The following is a 14141-nucleotide window of genomic DNA, read 5'->3' on the forward strand; positions in this document are numbered from 1 at the left end:
CCCTTCATTCTCCGAGCCGACTGCTCCAACCGAGCTTATTGCGGCAAATGGCGTAAAAATCGTGCCCGACGGGGTGAATGAGATTCAGCCGTTCGGGCAGCCGTTTGACCTCGATGATATCGCCGGGCTGGGCCACGACTTGAGACTGCCCGTCACAGCTCAGATGCGGAAAGGCTTCGTTGGTTTCGCCGACATGAAGCGTGATGCGGCTGTCGGCATCGACCACGATCGGCCGGCTCGACAGGGTATGCGGCGACAGCGGCACGAGCTCGATCGCGTCGAGCCCGGGATGCAGGATCGGCCCGCCGCCGGAGAGCGCGTAGGCGGTGGAGCCCGTCGGGGTTGCAATGATGAGCCCATCGGCGCGGAGGGTGTAGACGAACTGCTCGTTGATAAAAAGCTCAAACTCGAGCATTTGAATCGCCTTGCCGGGGTGAAGCACAACATCATTGAGGCAGTTGCCGCGTGCAATGCACTCGCCGTTACGCTCAACGCGCATGTCGAGCAGAAAGCGCGCTTCGTGCTCGAACTCGCCATCGAGCACGCGGCCCACGCCCTCTTCGACCTCATCGGGGGCGATGTCGGTCAGAAATCCGAGGCGCCCCCGGTTGACGCCGAGCACCGGTGTCCCGCTCGTGCACAGCACCCGCGCCGCGCCCAAAAGGCTGCCGTCGCCGCCGACCACGATCACCAGATCGCATGACTGGCCCATGGCCTCGCTTGACATGACTTCCGGCGCCTGTCCCAAAAGCGATTCCGCAATATGATCCTCGACAATCACCCGGCAACCGCGTGTCTGTAAAAACCGGATCAAACGTTTTAAGGTGACCAGGGTATTGGTGCTGCCCAATCGTCCGATCAGGCCAATCGCTTTGAACGACGGCATGCTAAATATCCATTCACGGGCCAAGCGCTGCATTATGCGACGGTGAACAAGTCGGGGCAAACGCCAACATGAATCAGGACCGCATCCGGGCCGATCTGGCCTGGCTAAGACAGGCCCCACGACTGATTGACCTGGGCGATATCACCCCGCCCACTTCTGAGCTGCTGCCGACACCGCCTGAGTCGACGTCATCGATGGCGGGCGCCATTGCCCGTGACTACCTCGAAAAAAATCAGCGCGTTCGCCTTGGCCACTACGTCGAACGGCTGTGGAAGGCTCTGCTCGACGCCCAGAGCGATACTGAGGTGCTTGCGTGCAACCTCGGCGTTCGAGACGTTGAGGCGCCCACACGAACGCTTGGGGAGCTCGATCTTCTTTATCGAACCGGCGCACGCATTGAACATCTAGAATTTGCCGCCAAGTTCTTTCTTGGCCTGCCGGAAGGCCCGGGCACCGAGACGAGCATGGCCCGCTGGATCGGCATGAGTGGTACCGACTCGCTCGCCAGAAAGACCGCACACCTGCTTCGCCATCAACTGCCCATGGCTCGAAAGCTGTTCGAGCATCCGCCCAAGGCGCTGGCAGCGCTTGACGGCGAACTTCGCTCGCGCATGCACGTGACCGGCGCGCTGTTCTACCCCTGGATCAAGGGCGATGGCGTCTGCCTTCCCGCACCCGACGGCGCCGCACTCGAACATGAGCGCGGGATCTGGGTATATTCCGATGATGCCCAACTCGCCCTTTCCGAGCTCGGCATCACCCACCTTGTGCGGCTTTATAAACCGCATTGGCTGTCACCGCCGCCGCTCGAAACGCTGGCTCCGATCGACCCTGTATTTTCGTCAGTGCGCGAAGCCGCCTACCACACCCATCAGGCGCTTTGGGGGCTTACCGCGGATCAACGTTTGATACGCCTTGTGATCGCTCCGCCCCACTGGCCCGATCGCATCGGACTTCCTCCGACACAACCGATCACTGCACAAGTCTTTGAGGCTCCCCGCTTCACGGTGAAAAAAACGGCTTGACCCTGTAGTTAACAACAGGGGGTAAACTGAGTTTGATGAGCATTGGTCGACCAGGAGCCCTATGAAAGATTTGAAACGCGTTGACCTCGCCCGCGCCGCTGGCGTCTCGGGTGAAACGATTCGCTACTACGAGACGCAGGGCCTGCTGCCAGAACCGGCGCGGGACGCCAACGGCTACCGCCGCTACACGTCCGACACCCTCGAGCGGTTGGATTTCATTCAGCGCGCCAAGGCCATGGGCTTTAGCCTTAAGGACATCGGTGAGCTTCTGGCGCTGGAGGTCGATCGCGACGCCCATACCTGTGAAGAGGTCAAGCGTATTGCCGAAGCCAAGCAACGCGACATCGAGCGGCGCATCGGCGAACTCGAGCGCATGCACGATGCCTTGAGCGTCATCAACGCGCGGTGCTGCGGTGGGCCGCACTCGGCCACACACTGCACCATCCTGACCGCGCTGGCCGATAACGAATCGAACGAGGAGACTTGCCATGGGCACCCTGACTGACATCGGTGCAGCGTTTCTAAAACTGTGGCAGGAGGCCGCCGTCTGGCTTTTACTAGGGCTGGTGGTCGCCGGACTCTTGCACACATTTGTCAAAGGCGATCGGCTCGGCCGCCACTTAAGCGGCCCCGGGCCGTGGCCAGCGGTCAAGGCCGCACTCATGGGTACGCCCCTGCCGCTGTGCTCCTGTGGTGTCATTCCGGCCGCGATCGGCCTTCGTCGCGGCGGGGCATCAAAAAGCGCCACGACCGCCTTTCTGATCTCGACGCCTGAAACCGGGGTCGACTCGATCGCGATTTCCTACGCCCTGCTCGGCCCGTTCATGACCGTAATCCGCCCCATTGCCGCGCTGTGTTCAGCTCTAACGGCGGCCATGCTGGTCCTTCTTGGAGAACGACGCGAAGAAACCTCAACACCACCGCAACCGAGCAAGCCCGCCTGTGGCGGTTGCTGCGGCGGCGGAAATACACGCACCGATGCCACTTCACCATCACCCGGGCTTGGCACCCGACTGTGGCAGGGTCAACGCTACGCGTTTACGTCGCTGCTCGGGGATCTCTCGCTGTGGCTGGTGGTCGGACTGCTGGCCTCGGCGATGGTGGTTGCGCTGGTACCGAGCGACGCGCTGGCCGAGCTCTCCCAGGGGCCGGGGGCGATGCTTCTGATGGCGCTGGTCGGCGTGCCGATGTACATCTGCGCCTCCGCCTCAACCCCGCTTGCCGCGGGGCTGCTGCTGGCCGGCGTATCGCCGGGGGCGGTGCTGGTCTTTCTATTGGCGGGCCCGGCCACCAACCTCGCAACGCTTGTCCTTGTCCGCCGTGAGCTCGGAGCACGGGCCCTGGCAGGCTACCTCACGGGTGTCGTCGGGGTGGCGATCGCGTTCGGCTATCTGACCAACGCCCTGATCGCCACATTCGGGATCAATATTCAAAGCGAGCTTGGAAGCCACACCGCGCTTCCCGAGGCACTGAGCTGGGCCGCCTCGACTCTGCTTGCCGTACTGGTGTTTCGAGACCTTGCTCGCGGCATATCCAGGCGGCTTGGCATCGAGCGAGCCGCCAAGACTGCATAAGATCGATCACACGCCGGCTGCACTACGCCGGCGTTTTTTCTCCCAGAGCTCATTGGCCACCAGTGAGGCCACGATAATGGCGCCACCGAGCGTTAGCCGCAGCAGATCGGCGTCTCGGTTCCAGATCACCAGGTTGACGACCAGCCCTGCCGGAATCAGCACGTTGTTCATGATGGCAAGGGCGCCGGCATCGACCCGCCGCGCACCTTCATTCCAGAGGAAGTACCCAAGCCCGGAAGCCACCAGCCCAAGCCAGGCAAGCACCCCCCACTGAAGCGGCTCTGGCCAGGGCGCGCTCTTGTCGCCGAGGATCAGATAGGCAACGATCGCGACACTGAGCGCGCCCAGATAGAACCAACCGAAGATGGTACGTGCCGGCACATCAATCTGTTCGCGCGCCATCAGGCGCCTATAGCCGACCTGGCCGATGGCAAAGCAGAGATTGGCCGCCTGAACCATCAAAAAACCAATCCAGAACCCATTGCCGCCCTCGGGCGCCTGAAACCGAATCACCGCCGCGCCGATAACAGCGATTAAGGCCGTGAACAGATGAAACGGGGTAAATCGCTTGGCAAGCGCGTCATCGAGCAAGGTGATGTAGATCGGCGTGAAGATCGTAAATAGCAAAATTTCCGGCACGCTGAGCAGCAGAAAGGACTGATAGTAGGACACATACATCACCCCGAGCTGAATGGCACCTACCGCCATCAGGCCGAGCCGGAGGCGCATCGGCACCGCACGCGGTTTCAGAAATGGCACAAACAGGATCGAGGCCAACACAATGCGGGTCAGCACCGCGAAGTAGCTGTCGACGTGGCCGGCGATGTACACGCCGATCAGGCTGAAGGAAAATGCCCACAGGCACGTGACGAAAACGAGATAACCCATATGAGTGGTAAACCTGAAAAGGATGAGTGGTTGACAGCGATTATACGGGCTTGGAATGCGCTCACAAGCGTCACCGCCTACCGGATGCGCTCCGAGCCGGCCGCACAATCAAACAGTGGCTGGCGCGGCGAAGGTGAAGGTCAGGTAAGAACGCAGCTGGATGAAGCGGGTGTGGTACTGCACTTTTTCGAGCAGGGCACGTTCAAGCCCACCCAGGTGCAGAGTATCGAGAGTCGAAATGTCTTTCGCTGGGAGCTCAACGACCATCATCTGGCGCTTTACCACGAGCGTCGAGGGCCGGAAAACGCCGTGTTTCTGTTTGACCTCATGGCAGTATCAGATCATTCGCTACAGACTCGATCACCGCACCTCTGCGGTCAGGATGTCTACGACGCAGCGCTCACCCTTCACGACACACACCTTGAACTGATCTGGTCAATCAACGGCCCACATAAAGCCGAGCGCCTTGTCTATCACTACCAGTATAACCACTACCAGCGCAGGTGATGTCCTTTGTCGGACGAGCCTTTAAAGGCGAGTCGCTCACGAACTTTAAAATCAGCCCACAAAAAAAAGCGCCCGCGTTAAAGCGGGCGCTCTGGGTCGATGTTCAGCGCGTCAGAATTTCGCGATAACCCATACGGCGTGCACGATCCCCGGAATGAAGCCAAGCAGGGTCAGCACGATGTTGATCCAGAAATGCTTGTTGGCAATACCTACCTGCAGCAGCACGCCCAGCGGGGGAAAGATGATCGCGAAAATGATGCGGATGATATCCATGACAACTCCTTGTCGTTAATGAAATCGAATCTATTGGGGGTCATCGCCGCTGTCGTCGGAGCGGCGCTGCTTCCGGGCAAGTTCTTTCGAATCGCTAGCCAGTGTGTCGTGATAGCGCTCCCAGTCTTCCCAGTCAAACGGCGTGCCACTTCGTGGGCGATGGTCGCCTGACTGACGGGCGCGCGACCAGGCTTTTTCCTCGAGCGTCTGCGGCTTGTCTTCTTCCTTATCAAGCGCAATGCCTTTACGAGCGAGATACTCTTTCGCGTTCATTGGACCCTCCCAATGCGTTCAGGGACTACATGAGGGTAACGTACACCAGTATCAATCCCATACCCATAAAAAAACCGCCACTGGACTGTGGCGGTCAAAACAACATACAAGGAACAGTAAGCAAGACGTGCTATCAGCGACTGACTGAAATCTGCATCGTCTTACCTACTCTGACCACGGCCTTTTCATTTTGATCCGCAGAAAATAAAAAAAATTGAAATCGGCTGGAATCCACTGCCATGGCTTGCTTGCGCGCACCTCTTAAACCGAATAGGATCACGTCGTCGGCGGGCGTAGCTCAATGGTAGAGCACTTGGTTCCCAACCAAGGTACGTGGGTTCGATTCCCATCGCCCGCTCCAGTTCCGCTATCCCCTCCTTCACCTCTCTTGTTTCATTCAATTCACTCAAACGCCTTAAGTTCAAGCCGCTCATAACACTCGTTCGCCCACTGGTTGGCGTATTGAACCGACGCGGTGTAGCGCGACGCACGTGCTGTCTGACGCGGAACCCTGTAGGCCAACCGAACGATGGTCTTTTCAAGCTCGCTCTTAGCGGAGGCAACCACCGTTGACATCGAAAAATCGGACTGCCGTTTTTCCATGGCTTGAAACGCCATGTCGTACCTGTCCGAACACACCTCGTGCGTGATATCGCCCTTGGCTCCGGGGCTGATCAGCGCCACCAGGGCCAGCAAGAAAATCCGTTTCACATTCGGCTCCTGAGAGCGCCTCTGTCCATAGGGCGCATTAATGGTCTGCCGAGGCCGTTAAACGACCGGGCAGCGTCTCATTAACTACATCGGCCAATGCTTTGAATTCATGGATCACTTTTGGTCATCATTGATCAAAAAGGCGCAAGAGGCTTTGAGATAGACGACCCCTTGAACTGCACCACCGCCGGGCGTTCAACCAAGAAGCCGCGCCATGTCTACCGGGGTATATTCAAGCGCCTCGCAGCTTACGTTGATGTATCTCGTATCATTGATACTTCGGCCGTGCACATGGCCGTGAATATTGATGTTGCCGCGAAGCTCATCGGGGTGGATCGGTGCGTGCGTTAACCAGGCATTTTTATAATGCTTAATCGCGCCGATGCTTTTGCACAAGGGCAGATAGTCGGCAAGCGCCGGCGCCCCTTTTCGCTCGTTGTCGTGATTGCCAAGGATAATGTGCAGAAACCCAATCCGTGAGGCGATCTCCTCCAGATAACGCATGCCCGGCTGATAGACCACCACATCGCCCAGGACATACAGCGAATCGAACTTACCGCACAGGGAAAGAATTCGATCAGTAATCACGCGGTCATGCGCTTCGATACTTTCGAACTCGGGTCGATGACGAAGGATATTACCGTGCCCGAAATGAGTATCCGAAATGACATAAACTGCCATGCAGCGCACTTATTTTAAACCGTTTGGAACATGGTCAGGGTAAGTCCACATCCCTGATCCCAAGACTCAAGCACAGCTCGTTCATTAGCCACTTTTTTAGGATAACCAGCTTGTTCCTGAAGGCGTCTAGCCTGATCTTCATGCATTGTCTCCCTGCTTATTCGTATACTCAAAATCAGTGGCGTTCATGATGACCGACATCGACCTACCCTCGTCCGTGAAAGTAGCGGCAATTATCGAAGCTTTTCGTGGTTAACGCTCACGATTTATACGGAGTTGCTCAAAATAGGGTGCAAGAAGAAGTTAACGTGCAATCAGGCAATTATTAAATGACGTACGGATCAACTCTGAGCCTGACTTATTATAAGTATCAAGCATCAACTCCGTGAATTAGGGACCTGATGAACTGATGGGAGCGCAAAAGCCGCTGTCGTTTCCCTGACCTCAAACGACTCCACATAACCAACAACGAAACTCACCTTTACCGGGCTGTATCGTCATAAACCAGGTTATCCAGCCAACTGACATTGGTCTTGGCCGCCCGTGCGTGCACCCAATGCACAAGGCGTTCTTGGGCAAATCCTGGGTTACGATCGTCACGGCTCCGACAAGCGAACCGGCCTCGGTCGGTACCGCCCTGCATGACGTTTGCCCCTTCGCCAGCCTGGCGCGTTCTTCGATGACGCTTTCTTGGGCGGAAAAAAGCCCGACACCTGGGTGCCGGGCTTTTTTAAACAATAACGCCTCAGGGAATGATGCGCTCGGCCCGAAGGCGGTCGAACAGATCGCAAAAGGCGCTGCGGGTATTGCAAAAGTAGTGAAACCCGAATTCACGAGACTTGGTCATGTCGTTGACACACTCCTGATCGCGCCCCAGATCGGCATCGGTGTGCCACCAGGACACCAGCTTGTCGATGTCCGGCTCGACCAGACCGTGCGTCTTCGCCAGGTCACGCCATACGGAATCCATACCCTCCATCTGGGCATCCAGCGTCTTGAACGCCTCGGGGTCATCGATTACCTCAAGCCCAAAGTACTCGCCGAGCTCACACCACAGACGACGCCAGCGGAAGACATCGCCATTGACCACGTTGAACGCCTGATTCCACGCGCCCGGCGTCGTGGAAGCCCACTCCATCTGACGCGCCAATACCAAGGCATCGGTCATGTCCGTCAGCGCATTCCACTGGATCTCTGACCCAGGGAACACGAACGGCTGCCCGGTTTCTTTACAGATCGAGGCGTACACGGCAAGCGTGGTGCCCATGTTCATGGCGTTGCCGAGCGCGTGGCCAATGACCGTATGGGGACGATGCACATTCCAGGCAAACCCATGCTTCTCTGCCGCCTCGAACAGAACGTCTTCGAGTTCGTAATAGAAATTGGCGCCCGGAACCCGAGGTTCGGACTCACGAAACGGTGTTTCAGTGCGACCGCTGCCATAAGCTTCGAACGAGCCGAGATACTGTTTGGTCCCGGTGACCAACGAGGCATGCTCGAGGTTTGAGCACTCAAGTGCGTTGAAGAGATTGCGCATCATGGCGCCGTTGGCCTTGACGTTTTCGTCCTCGGTGTCGCGCCGAATCCAGGTGCAGTAGAACAGGCGGCTGATTTGAAGCCCTGAAAGCGCCTCGTCGAGCGAGTCCGGCGACAATAGGTCAGCTTCGACCGGAATGACGCCGCTTTGCTCGGTGGCCCGTCGAGACAGGCCATAGACCGTCCAGCCGCTGGCGATAAGATACGCTGCCAGATTGTTGCCGGTAATACCGGTCGCGCCTGCAATGAGTGCCGTTTTCGTCACGATGCCCTCTCCTTTCATGTTCATCCTGCCCGGCCGGTGCCGAGCGCATGGACAAAGCCTAGGGGCAGATGATTGTTGCTACAATCGATAACTTTTCAAAACTTTATTGCGATAAACGCAACTTCAAGGAAATCAGTATCATGGACATGAACGCCCTTCGGACGTTTGAGCGCGTGGCCGCCACCGGCAGCTTTACCGCCGCCGCGCGCCATTTTCGACGGTCGGTCTCGTCGATCTCGCGCCAGATTCAAGGGTTGGAAGAGGCCCTGGGCCAGCCGCTTTTCTATCGCCATACCCGCGCCGTCACACTGACCGAAGCCGGCAGACGCTACTACGAAGACGTTCGAAAAGTGCTCGAACAGCTGGATCTGGCTACCGACGCGCTGCAGCATCCCGCCGAGCACCCAAGTGGCACACTGCGCATCAATGCACCGGTCGCCTTTGGCCAGCATCAGGTCATCCCCTTACTGAATCAGTTTCAACGCCGATTCCCCGGGGTGACTGCCGATCTTCACTTGAGTGACACCGTGGTCGACCCGATCAAGGAAGGCCATGATCTGACCTTTCGCGTCGGCCATCTGACCGATTCCTCCCTGATCGCCCGACCGATTGCGCCAATGAATTACGTGGTCGCGGGCGCCCCCGACTACCTGGAACGCCGCGGCGTACCGACCACGCTTGAGATGCTCAAGCACCACGACTGCCTCGTTTATCAGGGGGAACTCGGCCGCCAGCGCTGGCATTTTCAGCAAGGCGAGGCCAAGGAGGTGGCCCTTGATGTCTCGGGGCCACTGATCAGTAACGACGCAAGCAGCCTCTTGAACGCAGCACTTCTGGGTCAAGGGCTCGTCATCTTCCCGACCTGGGTGATCAGTGACGCACTCAAGCAAAAGCGCCTGATTCCGGTACTCCGGCAGTGGCGCTGCGAGGTCATGCCGGGCCGGCGTCAGCTGTATGTGCTCACCTCGCAGCGGCGTCTCACCATGCCCAAGGTCCGTAGTTTCATGGAGTACCTCTTCGACGCACTCGCGCCGACACCGCCCTGGGACAGGTGGGAGGAGACGCTCTAGTTTTCCCAAGCGCCCTGCGTCAGCAACCGATGCTCATGACACTACCCACATCGTGCAAGACCCAAGTGGCCGGGTTACCTAGTACCGCTGTCATGACGTGCTCAAGCCGCGGCGGCTTGATGGCTGGCGTGCTTTGCGCAAGCACCGTTTATTACGCGCTGTCGCTTTTTTGCTGAACCCTTACCCGACGAAAAAAAGATTAACGATCAGTACGTTGAGCGCAAAAACTCGCTGCACCCATGCTTTTTAAACCAAACTTTCCTATACTTGCCCGCTTCGCAGGAAGCGCAGACACGGGCACCGCCAAGCCCTGGCCCACCGGATACGGCTTGAGCTGCCCGAGGTCTAAACGAACGGTTCCCCTCCCCCTACTCAACGATGAATAAGGCACGTTTTGTTTGAGTTGAGACGAAAAATCACAGAAGGATCTTCGGCAGTGAGACCGTTGGACAACGATGCTTTTCTTGAAACCCTCATCGATTTTGCCGAAGGCGGGTCGGACGTCGATATAACGCTGCACGTCAATGGCGCCCTGATCAGCGGCCAGCTCGTTTCACAGCAGCACTATTTCGAGCTCGGCCTTGAAACGCTGCCTGAAACCTTGAACCTTCCCCAGAAGCACGAGCCGGTCAGTGACATCAGCGAGCTGTCCCAGGCCGTTCACGAAGGCCAGGACATCACCAACGACGTGATCGAGGACGGCGAGTTCGCCTACCTCTGCCTTCACTTGAAAAATGCGATGATGACTACCGGGCCGAACCAGCAGATCAAGCTCGGCGGTGAACGCGGACTGTGGCGCGGCCGGGTCAGCGCCGTCGATGGCTTTGCGCTCGGGCTTGTGGACCACTGAGGTACTCGCAGGCATCGACTTGCGCTGCCGGTAAGTGCCTCACACAATGACGGTTCCTGTTCAGGCGATGCGTACCGACGCGTCATCACGACAAGAGCAGCGCGTTTCCCCTGTTTCGGCCTCGAATCACAAGGAGTAAGTACGTGGAGTCTACAACCATCGATTACTGGCTGACGGACATGGACGGTGTACTCGTCCATGAAAACAAGGCCATCCCCGGCGCGGCGGACCTCATCGCCCAATGGCGCGATCAGCAAAAGCCGTTTCTGGTGCTGACCAACAACTCGATCTACACCCCGAGAGACCTGAGCGCCCGCCTGTCACGAAGCGGCATCGAGGTGCCTGAGGATCAGATCTGGACCTCGGCACTGGCCACTGCCACGTTCCTTAGGGATCAGGCGCCGGGCGGGTCGGCGTTCGTGATTGGCGAGGCCGGCATCACCACCGCCATGCACGAGGCAGGTTTCGTGATGACCGACGTGGAACCGGATTTCGTCGTACTGGGTGAAACCCGCACCTATTCGTTCGAAGCGATTACTCGCGCCATTCGCTTGATTAATGCAGGCGCCCGGTTCATCGCCACCAACCCCGATGTCACAAGCCCCAGTACCGAAGGCCCCCTGCCGGCCACCGGCGCGGTCGCGGCCATGATCACCGCCGCTACCAATCGCCAGCCCTACGTCATCGGCAAACCCAACCCGATGATGTTTCGCTCGGCCATGAACAAACTCGGCGCCCACTCCAAGCGCACCGCCATGATCGGTGACCGAATGGACACCGACGTAGTCGCAGGCATCGAGGCGGGTCTCCACACGATTCTGGTCATGACCGGCATCGCCGATAAAAACGAGATTGCGCGCTACCCGTTCCAGCCCAAGCAGATCCTGGAGTCCGTCGCGGATCTGATCGACAAGGGCGCAAGCAACGCCTCGTCATCCAAGAAAAAAGGCAGCTAACGTCTCAGGCATCGGCCTCGGGCCATCGATCCTCGCCGATCAATGACTCGAGGGCCCGACGCCGATCCCAATCGCACTGCTCGAGCATCGGCGCGGAGTAGAACGCCTCGACGTGGCCGATGCACAGCACCGCAATCACCCGGCTGCCCGAAGGCGCCTCGATCAGCGCCCCGACCTTGTCCGGATCAAACAGCGACACCCACCCAAGCCCGAGCCCTTCGGCACGTGCGGCGAGCCACATGTTCTGAATCGCGCAGCTGGCAGACGCCAGATCCATGTCCGGCATGGTCCGCCGACCAAACACATAGGCTTCGCGGTGATCCGTCAACGCCATGACCCAAAGCTCGGGGCATTCGCGAATGCCCTCGACCTTGAGCGCCATGAATTCGCGCCCGCGCGCACCAAGGGCATCCGCTGTTGCCAGGCGCTCCTCCTCGACAAGCTCGGCCAAGCGGGCACGCCGCTCGGGCGCGCCGATTCGGACAAACCGCCAGGGCTGCATGTAGCCCACACTCGGCGCGTGGTGGGCGGCCTCCAAAAGGCGCTTCATGGTAGCCTCATCCACCGGGTCCGATAGAAAATGACGCATGTCGCGGCGCTCAAAAATGGCGCGATAGACCGCGTCGCGGTCAGTGGCGGAAAAGGCGTTTTTGGAAGCCGTCATGAGAAGTCATGCCTTTGCAAGTCGTGAACCAAGAAGGCCAAGCGCATCTTCATGCGCGCGCCCGATGCGAAGCAGCGCCCGTGACTCGTCAATCGGCCAGAGCCGCGTCCAGAGGTGCTGGTCGGCAAGCCGAGCCTGCCACGTGTTCGCCTGCGTGGCGGTCATGTCATACGCGGTAAAAAGCGGCGTGGAATACATCGCCTGTGTGTCCTGGCCGAGCAAGTCTTGCCAGAGTTGGTCCTGTTCACGCTGCCACCGGGCAAGCGTTTGACGCATCACGCTCACCCACCGAGTGTCCCCGAGTGCTTGTGTGCCCGCCTTGATAGCGGCGGTGGACACCGCCCACGGGCCGCGCCTCGCGCGAAGCGATGACAGCGACTCATCTGTACCGAGCACGAACCCGAGCCGAACCCCGGCCAGACCAAAGAACTTGCCGAACGAGCGCAGCGTAATGAGGCCTGAGTGATGTGGGGCCAAATACGCCTCGTCTTCGTAAGGGTCGATAAACGCCTGGTCGACGATCACGGCGCCACCGCGGCTACGGGCCAGATCGCCAAGACGGATGAGCGTTGCGCGTGCGTAGGTGCGCCCGGTCGGGTTATTGGGTGAGATAACAATGATCAGTGACGCGGATGAGCGGTCAAACGCCTCGAGCAGCGCCTGATCGGACAGCCAGCCGTCGTAGCGCTCGACCGTAGTGCCCTGCTTTAAAAACGCCGCCTCGTGCTCCTGATACCCCGGAAACGGTGCCAGCACAGGAACGCCCCGAAACCTAGACGCCAGCGCCTCGATCGCCCACTGGCTTCCGGGCACCGCAAGGCACGCCATCGAGTCAACGCCGTAATGGACACTCGCGCACCGCTCGAGCCGTTCGGGCGATTCAGGCAGTGCCGCAAGGCACGCCGCCGTCAGCGGTGTGATCGGATACGAGCTTGGGTTGATGCCGGTCGATAGATCGAGCCACTGAGTGCGCGCCCCGCCAAAGCGAGCGATGGCCTGATCGAGGTTGCCGCCGTGAACCACCGGTGCACTCACGGCAGATACCCGACCACACCGCAAAGCGCAGCGACGGCCAGCCAGACGATCACGGTGCGATTGATCAGCCGGCATGCAGCAACGATGGTGCCAGCGGCCGGCGCATCCCCCGCCCCCAGCTCTGGCCGGGCCTGACGCTTGCCGTGATAAATGGCGTCGCCGCCGAGCACCACGTTGAGTGCACCGGCGCCGGCGGCCATGACCGGCCCTGCATTCGGGCTTTTCCAGTGCCGGCCCTGCGTTCTTGCACACGAAAGTGCCTGCCTGAAGCGCCACCAGGAGCGGGTCGCGAGTCCGTAGCTTATAACCACAAGCCGTGCTGGCACCCAGTTCAGCACATCGTCAAGCCGCGCTGCGGCCCAGCCGAAATGGAGATAGCGCTTTGATTTGTAGCCCCACATGGCGTCCAGCGTATTGACCACGCGATAGATCACGACTCCCGGAAGCCCCGCCACCATGAACCAGAAGATCACCGCGAAAATGGCGTCGCTGCCGTTTTCGAGCACCGATTCGGTCGTCGCGGACGCCACCTGGCTTGGCGTCATTGCCTCGGTATCGCGGCTAACCATCAGCCCGAGCCGCGTACGGGCAAGATCAAGCTCCCCCCGACGCAGTGGCGCCGCCACCCGGCGCGCATGCTCTTTGAGACTGCGCCAGCCAATCGCTACATAAAGTGTGATGATCGAGACCACGGCGTAGGTCGAGGTTCGATCCGACAGCACAAGCTCGAGCCAGAGCGACACAATCAGAAGCGGCAACACCACAACCGATAGCGCAATAAGCCCCGCTATTCGACTTGGTCGGTAGTAGCGCGCCTCCACCCAATCGATAATGCGCCCAAGCCCCACAAGAGGGTGATAATGCCTTGGTTCACCAAAGGTGTGATCCAGCAACAAGGCCAGCGATAAAACGATAAACAGCATGTCAGAGGCTCACAATATAACGGT

At 59.2% G+C, this 14141-nt stretch carries 17 protein-coding genes and 1 tRNA gene; 8 read left to right on the plus strand and 10 right to left on the minus strand.

Annotated features, from left to right (window positions below; translation table 11 throughout):
• Positions 1-4: 4 nt before the first annotated feature.
• Positions 5-886: an NAD(+) kinase gene (locus NAT23_RS03200; RefSeq protein WP_251925467.1), complete on the minus strand. Its 882-nt coding sequence runs from the start codon at positions 884-886 to the stop codon at positions 5-7.
• Positions 887-954: 68 nt separating this feature from the next.
• Between NAT23_RS03200 and NAT23_RS03205 the strand changes: the two genes are divergently transcribed.
• The 3 genes from NAT23_RS03205 to NAT23_RS03215 all read left to right on the plus strand — a co-directional run bounded on the left by NAT23_RS03205 (position 955) and on the right by NAT23_RS03215 (position 3485).
• Entirely contained in the window at positions 955-1911 is a 957-nt protein-coding gene (locus NAT23_RS03205; RefSeq protein WP_251925469.1) for a DUF1853 family protein, read from the plus strand.
• A gap of 61 nt (positions 1912-1972) precedes the next feature.
• Entirely contained in the window at positions 1973-2416 is a 444-nt protein-coding gene (zntR, locus tag NAT23_RS03210; protein ID WP_251925471.1) for a Zn(2+)-responsive transcriptional regulator, read from the plus strand.
• The gene (locus tag NAT23_RS03215; protein ID WP_251925474.1) at positions 2400-3485 is read left to right on the plus strand and encodes an SO_0444 family Cu/Zn efflux transporter; all 1086 of its coding nucleotides are present in this window, start codon (positions 2400-2402) and stop codon (positions 3483-3485) included. The genes zntR and NAT23_RS03215 overlap by 17 nt, the downstream gene beginning before the upstream one ends.
• A gap of 6 nt (positions 3486-3491) precedes the next feature.
• Here NAT23_RS03215 and NAT23_RS03220 read toward each other — a convergent pair whose 3' ends face one another.
• Positions 3492-4373 carry a DMT family transporter gene (locus NAT23_RS03220; RefSeq protein WP_251925478.1) on the minus strand — a complete coding sequence of 294 codons (882 nt, stop codon included), beginning with the start codon at positions 4371-4373 and terminating at the stop codon, positions 3492-3494.
• Here NAT23_RS03220 and NAT23_RS03225 point away from each other — a divergent pair, their 5' ends adjacent.
• Positions 4374-4880, plus strand: a complete 507-nt coding sequence (locus NAT23_RS03225; RefSeq protein ID WP_251925481.1) for a DUF6314 family protein — start codon at positions 4374-4376, stop codon at positions 4878-4880. It begins immediately after the preceding gene.
• Between the two features lie 111 nt (positions 4881-4991).
• Here the strand turns inward: NAT23_RS03225 and NAT23_RS03230 are convergent, their stop codons facing one another.
• Entirely contained in the window at positions 4992-5153 is a 162-nt protein-coding gene (locus NAT23_RS03230; protein WP_251590263.1) for a YqaE/Pmp3 family membrane protein, read from the minus strand.
• A gap of 30 nt (positions 5154-5183) precedes the next feature.
• Positions 5184-5426 (minus strand): hypothetical protein, encoded by a 243-nt coding sequence (locus NAT23_RS03235; RefSeq protein ID WP_251925502.1) that lies wholly within the window; start codon positions 5424-5426, stop codon positions 5184-5186.
• 287 nt (positions 5427-5713) lie between these two features.
• On the opposite strand from NAT23_RS03235, the gene NAT23_RS03240 reads away from it, so the two are divergent.
• Positions 5714-5787 (plus strand) — tRNA-Gly (locus NAT23_RS03240).
• A 41-nt stretch (positions 5788-5828) separates the two neighbouring features.
• Here NAT23_RS03240 and NAT23_RS03245 read toward each other — a convergent pair.
• From NAT23_RS03245 to NAT23_RS03255, 3 genes are all read right to left on the minus strand, one after another.
• The gene (locus NAT23_RS03245) at positions 5829-6137 is read right to left on the minus strand and encodes a hypothetical protein (RefSeq protein WP_251925505.1); all 309 of its coding nucleotides are present in this window, start codon (positions 6135-6137) and stop codon (positions 5829-5831) included.
• 195 nt (positions 6138-6332) lie between these two features.
• Positions 6333-6818: a metallophosphoesterase family protein gene (locus NAT23_RS03250; protein WP_251925507.1), complete on the minus strand. Its 486-nt coding sequence runs from the start codon at positions 6816-6818 to the stop codon at positions 6333-6335.
• Between the two features lie 745 nt (positions 6819-7563).
• Entirely contained in the window at positions 7564-8619 is a 1056-nt protein-coding gene (locus tag NAT23_RS03255; protein WP_251925510.1) for an SDR family oxidoreductase, read from the minus strand.
• Between the two features lie 140 nt (positions 8620-8759).
• Here NAT23_RS03255 and NAT23_RS03260 point away from each other — a divergent pair, with 140 nt between their 5' ends.
• The 3 genes from NAT23_RS03260 (at position 8760) to NAT23_RS03270 (ending at position 11495) form a co-directional block, all read left to right on the plus strand.
• Positions 8760-9689, plus strand: coding sequence for a LysR family transcriptional regulator (locus NAT23_RS03260; RefSeq protein WP_251925512.1), 930 nt, complete (start codon positions 8760-8762; stop codon positions 9687-9689).
• Positions 9690-10125: 436 nt separating this feature from the next.
• The gene (locus NAT23_RS03265; RefSeq protein ID WP_251925515.1) at positions 10126-10539 is read left to right on the plus strand and encodes a GvpU-like protein; all 414 of its coding nucleotides are present in this window, start codon (positions 10126-10128) and stop codon (positions 10537-10539) included.
• 143 nt (positions 10540-10682) lie between these two features.
• On the plus strand, positions 10683-11495 hold the full coding sequence (locus tag NAT23_RS03270; RefSeq protein ID WP_251590274.1) for an HAD-IIA family hydrolase: 813 nt from the start codon (positions 10683-10685) through the stop codon (positions 11493-11495).
• 4 nt (positions 11496-11499) lie between these two features.
• Here NAT23_RS03270 and bluB read toward each other — a convergent pair whose 3' ends face one another.
• Genes bluB through cbiB form a run of 3 tightly spaced genes read right to left on the minus strand, consistent with a single transcriptional unit; the run spans position 11500 to position 14117 of the window.
• On the minus strand, positions 11500-12159 hold the full coding sequence (bluB, locus tag NAT23_RS03275; RefSeq protein ID WP_251925517.1) for a 5,6-dimethylbenzimidazole synthase: 660 nt from the start codon (positions 12157-12159) through the stop codon (positions 11500-11502).
• Positions 12160-12165: 6 nt separating this feature from the next.
• Positions 12166-13194 carry an aminotransferase class I/II-fold pyridoxal phosphate-dependent enzyme gene (locus NAT23_RS03280; RefSeq protein ID WP_251925519.1) on the minus strand — a complete coding sequence of 343 codons (1029 nt, stop codon included), beginning with the start codon at positions 13192-13194 and terminating at the stop codon, positions 12166-12168.
• Complete coding sequence (gene cbiB / locus NAT23_RS03285; RefSeq protein ID WP_251925521.1) at positions 13191-14117, minus strand: adenosylcobinamide-phosphate synthase CbiB; 927 nt, start codon at positions 14115-14117, stop codon at positions 13191-13193. The genes NAT23_RS03280 and cbiB overlap by 4 nt, the downstream gene beginning before the upstream one ends.
• Positions 14118-14141: the final 24 nt, after the last annotated feature.

The organism is Larsenimonas salina (assembly GCF_023736155.1).
Taxonomy (GTDB): Bacteria; Pseudomonadota; Gammaproteobacteria; order Pseudomonadales; family Halomonadaceae; genus Larsenimonas; species Larsenimonas salina.

Excerpts from the sequence above, each read along its gene's own strand:
- NAT23_RS03200 (WP_251925467.1), bottom strand. The coding sequence starts at position 886 with ATGCCGTCGTTCAAAGCGATTGGCCTGATCGGACGATTGGGCAGCACC.
- NAT23_RS03205 (WP_251925469.1), top strand. The coding sequence starts at position 955 with ATGAATCAGGACCGCATCCGGGCCGATCTGGCCTGGCTAAGACAGGCC.
- zntR (WP_251925471.1), top strand. The coding sequence starts at position 1,973 with ATGAAAGATTTGAAACGCGTTGACCTCGCCCGCGCCGCTGGCGTCTCG.
- NAT23_RS03215 (WP_251925474.1), top strand. The coding sequence starts at position 2,400 with ATGGGCACCCTGACTGACATCGGTGCAGCGTTTCTAAAACTGTGGCAG.
- NAT23_RS03220 (WP_251925478.1), bottom strand. The coding sequence starts at position 4,373 with ATGGGTTATCTCGTTTTCGTCACGTGCCTGTGGGCATTTTCCTTCAGC.
- NAT23_RS03225 (WP_251925481.1), top strand. The coding sequence starts at position 4,374 with ATGAGTGGTAAACCTGAAAAGGATGAGTGGTTGACAGCGATTATACGG.
- NAT23_RS03230 (WP_251590263.1), bottom strand. The coding sequence starts at position 5,153 with ATGGATATCATCCGCATCATTTTCGCGATCATCTTTCCCCCGCTGGGC.
- NAT23_RS03235 (WP_251925502.1), bottom strand. The coding sequence starts at position 5,426 with ATGAACGCGAAAGAGTATCTCGCTCGTAAAGGCATTGCGCTTGATAAG.
- NAT23_RS03250 (WP_251925507.1), bottom strand. The coding sequence starts at position 6,818 with ATGGCAGTTTATGTCATTTCGGATACTCATTTCGGGCACGGTAATATC.
- NAT23_RS03260 (WP_251925512.1), top strand. The coding sequence starts at position 8,760 with ATGGACATGAACGCCCTTCGGACGTTTGAGCGCGTGGCCGCCACCGGC.
- bluB (WP_251925517.1), bottom strand. The coding sequence starts at position 12,159 with ATGACGGCTTCCAAAAACGCCTTTTCCGCCACTGACCGCGACGCGGTC.
- cbiB (WP_251925521.1), bottom strand. The coding sequence starts at position 14,117 with ATGCTGTTTATCGTTTTATCGCTGGCCTTGTTGCTGGATCACACCTTT.